Genomic DNA, 11032 nt, shown 5'->3' on the forward strand with positions numbered 1-11032 from the left:
AATTAAGGTGATAGGTAAAGGAAGCTCTAATGGTATAGATACCAATCATTTTCAAAGGTCACAAGAAATTATTTTACGGGCAGGTGAGTTTAGAAAAGATAATGAAATACCAGCAGATGCAGTTGTTTTATGCTTTGTTGGCAGGTTAGTTCGTGATAAGGGGATTGAGGAATTAGTGGCTGCATTCAAGAGGTTAAAGATGGAAAATAATTACCTGTTACTTTTAGGTGAGTACGAAGATCAGCGTGAACCATTAAACTCTGACACCAAAAATGAAATACAGCATAATAAAAGAATTTTATCTATGGGCTTTCAAAGTGATATTAGAATGTATTTGGCAGCTTCTGATATTTTTGTCTTTCCAAGTTATCGTGAGGGTTTCCCCAATGCCCTTTTACAGGCATGCGCAATGGGGCTACCATCAATAGCCACTAATATTAACGGCAATAATGAAATTATTAGTCCGGATGAAAATGGCTTGTTGGTTGATGTTAAAAATGTAGATAAACTAAAAGAGGCCATTGAACTATTGGGTACCAATAAGTCATTAAGAAATAATCTTGCTGCTAAGGCAAGATCAAGTATTATGGACTATGATCAGGAAAATGTATGGAGGCTTATTTTGAACGAGTACAATAGCTTAGTTTAATATTTCTATGTATAGACTATTGATAAAGCCCTTCTTTGATTTTTTAACTTCACTGGTATTGCTATTATTTTTGAGTCCAATTATGCTGGTCGTGATAATATTATTGGCCATCTTTCAAAAGCGACAGATATTTTTTACACAACAGCGACCTGGAAAAAATGAAAAACTATTTAAAGTCATAAAGTTTAAAACCATGACTGACGAAAGGGATGCCAGTGGGAACTTGCTGCCGGATAAAGACCGGTTAACATGGATTGGCAATATTGTCAGAAAAACTTCCTTAGATGAACTCCCACAGTTGATTAATGTATTAAAAGGAGATATGTCTTTTATAGGTCCTCGTCCCTGGTTGGTAGAATATTTACCACTTTATAATTCTGAACAAAGGAGAAGACACGAGGTTAAACCTGGCATTTCGGGCTGGGCTCAGGTTAATGGTAGAAACGCCATTTCATGGGATCAGAGGTTTGAGTATGATTTGTATTATGTGGATAACCAATCCTTTTGGCTAGATTTGAAAATAATCTTTCTTACAATTAAAAAAGTGTTTGTTGCAGAAGGGATAAGTGCAGAGGGAAGCGCAACAATGGAAAAATTTAAAGGGAATCGTTAATTGTACATTGCTAATTGTAAATTGAATCATGTACTTATTTGGAGCTAGCGGTCATGCAAAAGTTGTTATAGATATCATTGAGCAAAATGGTTCTGAAATATTAGGAGTCTTTGATGATGACCCTAATAAGAAGCAGTTATGGCAATACCCTGTTATTGGAAATGACAAGACTCATAAGGCCGAACACAGCCCCTGCATTATAACAGTTGGCAACAATGCCATACGAAAAAGGATTGCTCAAAAATTAAATACTAAATACACCAATGCCTTACACCCATCTTCCGTAATTGTCAAAAGGGTTAAAATTGGTACAGGCACAGTAGTTATGGCTTCTGCCACAATTAATGCAGATACATCAATAGGCAGCCACGTTATTATTAATACCAGTTCATCAATTGATCATGACTGTGTAATTGGTGATTTTGTGCACATAGCACCAAATGCCACATTATGCGGTGGTGTTGAAGTGGGGGAGGGAACATTAATAGGTGCAGGCGCTACGGTTATTCCACTTGTTAAAATAGGCAAATGGTGTACAATTGGAGCTGGAGCAGTTATAGTGAAAGACATTCCTGATAACTGTAAAGTAGTAGGTAACCCCGGTAAAATCATATCTAATGGCTGAAGTAAAAAAACTTATTATATATGGTGCTGGTGGCCTTGGGAAGGAAGTAAAAGCACTATTAGATGCTATTAACAAAAAAGAACCTTTATGGGATTTTGTAGGGTTCATAGATGATGACCACGAAAAGGAAAATGTGCTTGGAGGCATAGAATTCTTAAAAAATACCGACAATAGAATCAGTGTAATTGTCGCAATCGGATCTCCTATGATCAAAAGTAAGATCGTTGATAAATTGAATGACATTCCAAATATTGATTACCCAATACTGATTCATCCGAGTGCTGTTATTATGGATGAAGAAAATATTTCAATAGGCAAAGGATCAGTAATTACTGCTGGGGTGGTTATCACCACGGACGTAAAAATAGGAGAGCATGTTTTGTTAAACCTTAATACTACAATTGGGCATGATACAGAAATTGGACATTTTAGCTCTCTTATGCCTGGGGTTAATGTGGCTGGTGGAGTTACCATTGAATATGAGGTGATGGTGGGCAGCGGGGCTAATATTCTGAATGGAGTCAAACTTGGGAGTGGGTCAATAATTGGTGCTGGAGCTGTGGTATTAGATCATGTAGACAATAACATTACGGTCGTAGGAGTGCCGGCAAAAAAGATCAAATGAGTAGAGCATTGCTAAAGGAGTTCAAACCATCAATTTTGTTTCTGGCTAAGTTTTTAGGAGCATATTTACTCCTAAATCTTCTCTATGGCTTGTACATTAATAGTTATTCTCCCGATCCTGACCCTGTTACCTATATTGTTACCGAACAAACATCCTGGATATTAAATCTGGTTGGAAATGAGACTACCATTCTTAGAAATGAGACGCAGCCTAATGTATATTTAAGTAATGCTGACAGGGATGTGTTGTCTGTTTTTGAAGGCTGCAATGGGCTAAATACTATGATTGTATTTGTAAGTTTTTTAATTGCCTATGGCCAATTGAAAAAGAAACTGCTGTGGTTTATTCCGTTGGGAATTATTGTCATACATCTTTTTAATCTGGTTAGAGTAGGAGCTCTTTATTATATCACGGTTTATTTTGATCAATATCTATACTTTACACATAAGTATCTTTTTACCGGATTTCTTTTCGGGATAATTTTTATCATGTGGTATATCTGGGTGACGAGATTATATAACAAGTCATCAGCTCAATGAAACGACACATCATAATAGCTATTAGCATTGTTGGGTTAGTACTGGTTTATCTTTTTCAGCGTGATATTCAATCTTTTTTTAATCAAGCTTTTGATTCTAAATATGTGTCATTTGCGTTGGCGCGCTCCACTCGATTTGTGATTAACGATTTACTGGTGGTGTTACTGATTTATGGTTTGTTCGGTAAAAGAAAGTATGTAATTTTTGCGCTTTATGTACAAATTGCCGGAATAGCACTGGTGCTTATACCTTATTTGATTATCAAGTATTATACCTCATATAATGGACCTTTAGTGTCATATATGCACAGGCTAATTGTTAATCCATTATTGATGCTGTTACTTATACCGGCATTTTACTATCAAAATAATATTGCTAAAAATGAATGAACGTATCTATCTATCCTCACCTCATATGGGAGATGGTGAACTGAAGTATATACAAGAAGCTTTTGATCAAAACTGGATAGCTCCGTTAGGACCCAATGTTGATAATTTTGAAAAGGAGATTTGTAAATATTCTGGTGCAGAACATTGTGCGGTTTTAAGCTCGGGTACTGCGGCTATACATTTGGCGTTAATTATTCTTGGTGTAAAAAGAGGCGATAATGTAATCTGTTCATCATTTACTTTTTCAGCATCAGCCAACCCTATTGTTTATCAAGGCGCTAACCCTGTATTTGTAGATAGTGAGACAAATACATGGAACATGGATCCTGTTCTTCTAGAAAAGGCCATTACTGATCAAATTGAGAAAGGAAGTAAACCTGCAGCTGTAATTTTTGTGCATCTGTATGGTATGCCGGGTAAGATCGATGAAATCGTTAATGTCTGCAAAAAGTATGATATTCCGTTAATTGAAGATGCTGCGGAAGCTTTGGGTTCGTCTTTTAAAGGGCAGAAACTAGGCACCTTTGGCGATTTTGGCATTTACTCTTTTAATGGCAACAAGATCATTACCACATCTGGTGGGGGAGCTTTGGTTTCCAACAATGAAGTATGGATTAAAAAGGCTCGTTTTTTAGCAACACAGGCCCGTGATCAGGCTCCACACTATCAACATTCAGAAATTGGATACAATTACCGCATGAGTAACATAGCTGCAGGGATAGGTAGGGGACAGCTTCAAGTACTGGATAACTGGGTAGAAAAACGCAGAGCCAACTATTATTTTTATAAGCAAAATCTAAAAGACAAGGGCTTTACGTTTATTGAGGAGCCAACGGATGACTATTTTAGTAACCGTTGGCTGACTACCGTTTTAATAGATAAAACGATAACAGGTTTTGATAGGGAAGTATTGAGAACTGAACTGGAAAAGTATAATATTGAAACCAGGCCATTGTGGAAACCCATGCACATGCAACCTGTATTTGAAATGTATAAAAATTACGGTGGTGCAGTAGGTGAAAAGCTTTTTGAAAGTGGCCTCTGTCTGCCTTCAGGTTCCAATTTAACCACGGAGCAAAAAGAACTTATAATCAATAAAATAAATGCATTTTCATAGGTTACAAAACAGCTGATAACAGGATATAAAAAGTATTAGATATTTACAGTTTAGCTGTATATTAATTCTTATTTTTGTATTTTAAGTTCAATTTGGATTTTTGTTATATGAGAAGATTTACTCTCCTATTTTTTCTGTATGTAGTATCAAGTACTGCTTTTGGTCAAGGTAATTTTAGATCCATATCTGATGGGACTTGGTCGACAGCAACTATATGGGAACGGGATGCTGATCAAAATGGAACTTATGAAGAAAGTCCGTCATCAGTTGCTCCAACGGATGCTTTTACTGATGGATTAATTGAAGTTAGAAATCAGGTAACGTTGACTGCTGGACTAAGCTTAGATGAACTTACCATATCATCGGGGGGTGAGTTAATAATAAATTCAGGTGTTACATTGAACTTTTATGGCTTTAGTTTCTCAGATGTATTGACTGTTGATTTTGGAGGAACATTAACCAACAACGGAAATATTGATATAGTTGATTTTGATTATGTTCAGATCAATGGAACTTTGAATAATACAGGAACTTTTACAGATTTTTCTGGTGGCTTTCAGTCTGATTATCTCTTTTTTAATTCTGGATCAACTTATAACCATCAATATACTACAACACCTGGTGATATTCCCATTGCCACTTGGGATTTAAACTCTACTTGTGCTTTGACTGGATATACCTCAAATTTCACACCACCGAATAATCTTGGACAGTCATTTGGTAATTTCAATATTAATCTGACTGCATTGACTGCCTCTGGAGCTAACCCCTTTAGTCTTAATGGCAATTTAATTGACGTAAATGGTACGTTAACTGTTTCTTCTACCAATAATAGACCATTTTATTTTGCCACAATAAATGGCTCGGGTTTTACCTTGGATATTGATGGTGATTTTAGTACTTCTGCTGGGACGAATGTTCTAATTGGTAGAAATACAAGTTCAGGTACAATATTAAATATCGGAGGAGATCTCACTATCGGAGGTAATTTTATACTAACTAATACAGCTGGTGACATCACAGCTAATATAACAGGTGATTTTACAAGGACAGCAGGTAACCTTTCAGCAACGGGTTCTGGTGTTGCGACACTTAATTTTGAAGGAACTAGTCAGAATTTTAACAACTCGTTGTCAATAACTAGCAATATAAATTATATTATTCAGTCTGGCAGTACATTTACGATATCCAACAGCAATTTTGTAGGTAGTGGAGCTTCTGGTAGTTTTTCGCTGAACAGTGGAGCAACTTTGGTGCTTGGTTCCACGTCAGCTAGTGGTGCTTTAGCAGGAAATGTACAGGTTCAGGGAACTCAGACTTATTCATCCGGTAGTTCTATAATATTTAATGGAAGTGGAGCCCAGACTGTGAGTAGTGCTTATCCTTCAACAAGTGGAATTACCACCATTATTAATAATGGTAGTGGAGTCTCATTAATATCAAGCGTTTCAATTGGGGGTGATTTAACACTAACTAATGGTAATCTGTCAATAGGAGGCAATACTTTAACTATTCAAGGAGCTCTATCTGGCGCAGGTTCTTTAAGTGTAGGCTCCACTTCTTCTTTGGTTTTTAGTGGCTCCGGTGCTATTGGTACCATTCCTTTCTTAAGTGCCAGTCCTTCTTTTGCCAACCTTACAATTAACCGTTCAGGTGTTACAGCAGATATTGAAGATAATCTGACTTTGTCTGGAGCATTAGCACTGACCCAAGGAAATCTAGACATAAGGGGTCAAGTTTTAAATTTAGGTGGTACTGTTTCTGGGTCGGGTAACTTGTTGGTCGATGCTTCCAGTTCAATAAATATCACTGGTACAGGGGCATTTGGCTCATTACAGTTCAATGCTATCGAAAATACTCTAGGAGCGCTTTCTTTTAATAGAACATCAGGAGGCACCGCAACTATTCCCAGTACCATTAGGATTGCCTCTAATATGACCCTTTCTGCAGGTATTTTAACAAATTCTGGTACCATTACCATGGCGGATGGCTCTACATTAATAAAGAATTCTGATGCAACTTTTACAGGAAATGCATTACAAACTGATCCGAGCGAAACATACGATATTACTTATGTTAATGGTCCTCAAACCATGGGTAGTGAAATTCCCACACCTACCGAGGAATCTTTAGGTAATTTAAGAGTTGAAACCACAGGAGCTGTTACCTTAAATCAGATTGGCCTTATTGTTACCGGAGACGTGACATTGACCAGTGGATCACTATCAATTGGTAGCAATGATCTAGAGGTGAGAGGTAATTGGGAGCGAAATGGAGGTACTATGGCGACTTATTCAGGCACCGTGATTTTTAATGGCACAACCGCATTTACAGGCTCCTCTGCAGCGACTTTTTCGAATATTCAGGTAACAGGGACAGCTAGTATAACTATGCCATCTGCTGTTGTACTTAATGTTACCGGTGACTTTCAGGTAGAAACGGGAGCGGCTTTTGATGCCAATGGAGGAATTGTAAATCTCAATGGATCTACGGATCAGGATTTGATACCTGCAGGGGCTACATTTAATAATATAAGGGTGAATAAATCAGGAGGTGCTGTAACCTTGAATAGTCAGCTGAATTTAGCGGGTTATTTGACAATGCAAACTGCAACGGCATTTAATTCTGGCGGAAATCTTGTTTTACTGTCTACTTCAGATGGTACTTCAGGAAATGCAAGTATATCTGCACTTCCTACTGGGGCCAGTGTTAATGGTGATGTCACCGTTCAAAGATTTATCAGTAATGAGGGTAGTATATGGAGATACATGTCTGCTCCGGTATCTGGGGCAACCGTAGCGGATTGGCAAGCCTATTTTCCGATAACGGGTAACTTTACGGGTGCTAGTACAAATCCTGGTATTGTTTCAAATAGTCCTTCATTATATTATTTTGATGAAACACTGGGAGGTACCTTTAATGATAGATATGTTGCCTATCCAAGCTCCGGAACTCCTGATGCTAACCCACTAGTTGTTGGTAGAGGTTATGTTGCTTTTATGCGTGATGAATATGCACAGACTACAGTTGAGCTTACAGGCCCTGTTAATCAGGGGACTTATAATTTTAATGTTACTTATACTCCGGACGGAGATCCTAGTTCAGGTTATAATTTGGTAGGAAACCCTTATCCTTCTAGTATTGATTGGGATGATTCTGATTGGACAAAGGCTGGAATGGGAGGAACCATAGCCGTCAAAGACAATGGGGGCGGAGGCGGAGGTTTCCAATACTGGAATGGTAGTACTGGAGGATTGACTAATGGTCAGATTGCTGCGGGACAGGCCTTTTGGGTTCAGACTACATCTGGATCTGCTAATTTAGAAGCGAATGAAGGTGTTAAAGTTAACGCGGGAACTACTGCAGAATTTTTCAGACAAGAAAAGGTAGACGGTTTTAAAGAACTGGTTGTATCATTAAGTAAAGGTGATTTAGTCGATAAGGCTTATTTAGCAGTATATCCAGGTGCCACGGAAGGATATGATACAGAGTATGATGCTTTAAAATTGGACAATGACCTGTTCGATTTTTCTTCTTTTGATACTGATGGAAATAAACTAGCTATCAATTTCTTTGAAGATTATTTCTGTGAAAAGGTGATAAAATTTGATATTTCAGATCCAACCTCTGGCAGTTATGTTTTGGATTTTACCGGATTTGAAAATTTTGAATCAGGTAATAGTTTTACATTGATTGATAATTATACTGAAGATGAGGTGAATGTTGCCGCCAATACTGTGTATAATCTGAGTATAGACAAGAATGTGGCAAGTAGTTTTGGTTCCAATAGATTGGAGTTACATATAACCAGAGATTTTATTGATCCTGATTTACAGGTGCAATCAACATCTGAAATTTGTAGCAATGGAATCGCTGCAATTGATTTGACATCATCCCAGTCAGGAATCCTTTATTCATTAAAGATTAATGGTGAAAATTCTACCTATCAGATGATGGGAGATGGTGGTAATTTGAATTTTGAAATATCATCTGAAGATTTATTAAATGGTATTAATGAGGTTGAAGTAATAGGAACACGTGAAGGCTGTACTTCAAAAGCTATTGGAGATATAGTTATGGTTGACCTGTCGGCAATAAATACTAACACTCCTTACTCGGTTTCTGAAGTAGTCTGTAATTTGGATAATGCATATGTGACATTTTCTGAGACACAACCAGGGGTGAACTACGGTCTTATGATCAATGGTCAGCCATATGGTGAGGCTAAAATTGGTTCAGGGTCTAAAATTAGTTTTGAAATTTTAAATAATGATTTATTAGACTCCAATGAAATTTCTTTTCAAGCTACTAAGGGAGGGTGCAGTGACCTTTTATCCCAAACTGCAGTTGTTACAAAATCTAGTATAAATGCTGATTTGACGGTTGATTTTCCTGCTTCGATATGCGCTGGCAATGAAGCCATAATTGAACTTGATGGTTCCGAAGAGGGGGTTGCTTATCAATTATTATTAAATGATGCCGAATTTGGTAGTTCTGTTAATGGTACAGGCTCATCCATTACTTTTAAAGTTGCACCCGAATTTTTATCGGAGTCAAATAAGATAGCGTTTTTAGCAAAAAATAATAACTGTGAAGTAGAGTTATCTCAAAGTGGTCAAATTTCTTTAACTACAATTGATGAATCTGTTTCATTTAGTACAACAGATGTATGTGCTGGAGGTGATGGAGAAATTTCTATAGAAACACCTCAGATAGGGGCTAATTATCAGTTAATTCTTAATGGAAAAGAATATGGTGAGTCAAAGTTGGCTGAAGAACAAAACTTATTTTTCAATGTTTCTAATAGTGACCTCCAAGAAGAGAATTTGGTAGAAGTTAACGTGAAATATGGATCGTGTTCTGCATTTTTATCTCAAGTATCAAATATTAAGAATACTGTTATAAGTCCAGTTATTACTGAAGATGGTAATTTCTTAATATCAAATTATGATGATGGAAATACCTGGTTTTTAGATGGAGTATTATTAACTGGTGAAAATTCAAACAAACTAGAAAAGCAAGCGTCAGGTTATTATGAATTGCAGGTTAGTAATGGTGTTTGTTCTTCGAAAGTTGGTGATAACTTTGGAGTGGATGAACCTGATGACGTAACCTCAATAACTGAAAATACAGAATCTGTGATCAATGTTTTTCCTAACCCGGCTATTAGCATATTATACGTTGAGTCGAAAAATAATATTATTGATAAAATTGAAATAGTAAATGCAAAAGGTGCTGTAATGTTTGTTGATAATCTTGGCACATCAAGTACTAAAATTAATATTGAAAGTTTTGTTAATGGACTCTACATCATTAGATTACATATCGATAATAAAACATCTACTTATAGATTTTTAAAAACGAATGATTAAAAGAGTATTTGTATTTTGCATTTTAATTAGTATTTCATTGTCAGTTAGCTCACAACCAGGTGACCCTGGTGGTGATCCTGATGCAGGCCCAGTACCTATTGGAGGAATTGAACTATTACTTTTGGCAGGTGGGGCTTTAGGGGCAAAGCGTTTAATGCGAAAGAAGTAAAACTTATACTTTGATTACCAAATTTCTTCTACAACTCAGAATCCTTCCTAGATGGGTTATCATACTATTAGATGTAATTATTGTTGCAGTAGCTACGGCATTGGGTTATTTACTTCGATTCAATTTTGAGTACGAAACCATTGAAAATTATAGCCCACTTATCGGTGTTGCTGTAAATGCATCAGCTTGTTTGTTAGCTTTATTTATCACCAAAAGTTATGCTGGAATAGTTCGTTATACAGGTCTTAAGGATGGTCTGAGAGTTTTTCAAACGCTTCTATTAACCCATTGTTTCTCTTCAATACTAAATTTAATTTTCTATTATTATAATGGCAGAAATATTATACCATATTCTGTTATTCTCATTTCTTTCTTGGCCTCATTTCTATTTCTTTTTCAGTATCGTTTATTAATTAAGAATATCTTTTCTTACTATGGCAAAATATACCGCAAAAAGACCAATGTGGCCATTTTTGGAGCGGGACAAATGGGTATCGTCACTAAGCATCTGTTAGATGATGACTATAGATCAGGGTATCAGGTAGTCGCTTTTTTTGAGGATGATGAAAACAAGGTTGGTAAGGAGATAAATGGTACTAATATTTACTCTCTTAATAGATTGGAAGAGGTAGTTAGCAAGCACGATGTAAAAGAGCTAATTATAGCAGTTAATAAGTTATCAATTGAGCGCAAGAATGACATCGTTGATATTTGCTTGAGTTTCGGAATTCGTGTAAGAACGGTGCCAGATCTTAAATCTTGGGTGCAAGGTGAATTGAGTATCAACCAAATCAAAGAGGTCAAAATTGATGATTTATTAGAAAGGGATTCAATTAGCATAATGAACTCGGAACTTGTGGATCAGATTAGCTCGAAGACAGTTTTGATAACTGGAGCCGCAGGATCAATTGGTAGCGAATTGGTGAATCAGGTG

General features: G+C 36.6%; 10 protein-coding genes. All 10 read left to right on the forward strand.

Features of this window, described 5'->3' with window-relative positions; translation table 11 throughout:
* The coding region (locus E1140_RS05045; protein WP_155179744.1) for a glycosyltransferase at positions 1 to 649 on the forward strand (649 nt) is incomplete at its 5' end.
* Between the two features lie 7 nt (positions 650 to 656).
* A complete protein-coding gene (locus tag E1140_RS05050) occupies positions 657 to 1262 on the forward strand; it encodes a sugar transferase (protein WP_155179747.1) in 606 nt (201 codons plus the stop codon).
* A gap of 28 nt (positions 1263 to 1290) precedes the next feature.
* On the forward strand, positions 1291 to 1887 hold the full coding sequence (locus E1140_RS05055) for an acetyltransferase (RefSeq protein ID WP_155179749.1): 597 nt from the start codon (positions 1291 to 1293) through the stop codon (positions 1885 to 1887).
* Positions 1880 to 2512: an acetyltransferase gene (locus E1140_RS05060; RefSeq protein ID WP_155179753.1), complete on the forward strand. Its 633-nt coding sequence runs from the start codon at positions 1880 to 1882 to the stop codon at positions 2510 to 2512. Before E1140_RS05055 ends, E1140_RS05060 begins: the two co-directional genes overlap by 8 nt.
* On the forward strand, positions 2509 to 3051 hold the full coding sequence (gene xrtF / locus E1140_RS05065) for an exosortase family protein XrtF (RefSeq protein WP_155179756.1): 543 nt from the start codon (positions 2509 to 2511) through the stop codon (positions 3049 to 3051). Before E1140_RS05060 ends, xrtF begins: the two co-directional genes overlap by 4 nt.
* Positions 3048 to 3440: an exosortase F system-associated membrane protein gene (locus E1140_RS05070; RefSeq protein ID WP_155179759.1), complete on the forward strand. Its 393-nt coding sequence runs from the start codon at positions 3048 to 3050 to the stop codon at positions 3438 to 3440. The genes xrtF and E1140_RS05070 overlap by 4 nt, the downstream gene beginning before the upstream one ends.
* Positions 3433 to 4557 (forward strand): DegT/DnrJ/EryC1/StrS family aminotransferase, encoded by a 1125-nt coding sequence (locus E1140_RS05075; protein WP_155179762.1) that lies wholly within the window; start codon positions 3433 to 3435, stop codon positions 4555 to 4557. The genes E1140_RS05070 and E1140_RS05075 overlap by 8 nt, the downstream gene beginning before the upstream one ends.
* A gap of 107 nt (positions 4558 to 4664) precedes the next feature.
* Positions 4665 to 9929, forward strand: a complete 5265-nt coding sequence (locus tag E1140_RS05080) for a T9SS type A sorting domain-containing protein (protein WP_155179765.1) — start codon at positions 4665 to 4667, stop codon at positions 9927 to 9929.
* Positions 9922 to 10098: a hypothetical protein gene (locus E1140_RS05085; RefSeq protein ID WP_155179768.1), complete on the forward strand. Its 177-nt coding sequence runs from the start codon at positions 9922 to 9924 to the stop codon at positions 10096 to 10098. Before E1140_RS05080 ends, E1140_RS05085 begins: the two co-directional genes overlap by 8 nt.
* 10 nt (positions 10099 to 10108) lie before the next feature.
* On the forward strand, positions 10109 to 11032 hold a 924-nt coding region (locus E1140_RS05090), incomplete at its 3' end, for a nucleoside-diphosphate sugar epimerase/dehydratase (RefSeq protein ID WP_484494444.1).

The organism is Fulvivirga lutimaris (genome assembly GCF_009711525.1).
Taxonomy (GTDB): Bacteria; Bacteroidota; Bacteroidia; order Cytophagales; family Cyclobacteriaceae; genus Fulvivirga; species Fulvivirga lutimaris.

Excerpts from the sequence above, each read along its gene's own strand:
- E1140_RS05050 (WP_155179747.1), top strand. The coding sequence starts at position 657 with ATGTATAGACTATTGATAAAGCCCTTCTTTGATTTTTTAACTTCACTG.
- E1140_RS05055 (WP_155179749.1), top strand. The coding sequence starts at position 1,291 with ATGTACTTATTTGGAGCTAGCGGTCATGCAAAAGTTGTTATAGATATC.
- E1140_RS05060 (WP_155179753.1), top strand. The coding sequence starts at position 1,880 with ATGGCTGAAGTAAAAAAACTTATTATATATGGTGCTGGTGGCCTTGGG.
- xrtF (WP_155179756.1), top strand. The coding sequence starts at position 2,509 with ATGAGTAGAGCATTGCTAAAGGAGTTCAAACCATCAATTTTGTTTCTG.
- E1140_RS05070 (WP_155179759.1), top strand. The coding sequence starts at position 3,048 with ATGAAACGACACATCATAATAGCTATTAGCATTGTTGGGTTAGTACTG.
- E1140_RS05075 (WP_155179762.1), top strand. The coding sequence starts at position 3,433 with ATGAATGAACGTATCTATCTATCCTCACCTCATATGGGAGATGGTGAA.
- E1140_RS05080 (WP_155179765.1), top strand. The coding sequence starts at position 4,665 with ATGAGAAGATTTACTCTCCTATTTTTTCTGTATGTAGTATCAAGTACT.
- E1140_RS05085 (WP_155179768.1), top strand. The coding sequence starts at position 9,922 with ATGATTAAAAGAGTATTTGTATTTTGCATTTTAATTAGTATTTCATTG.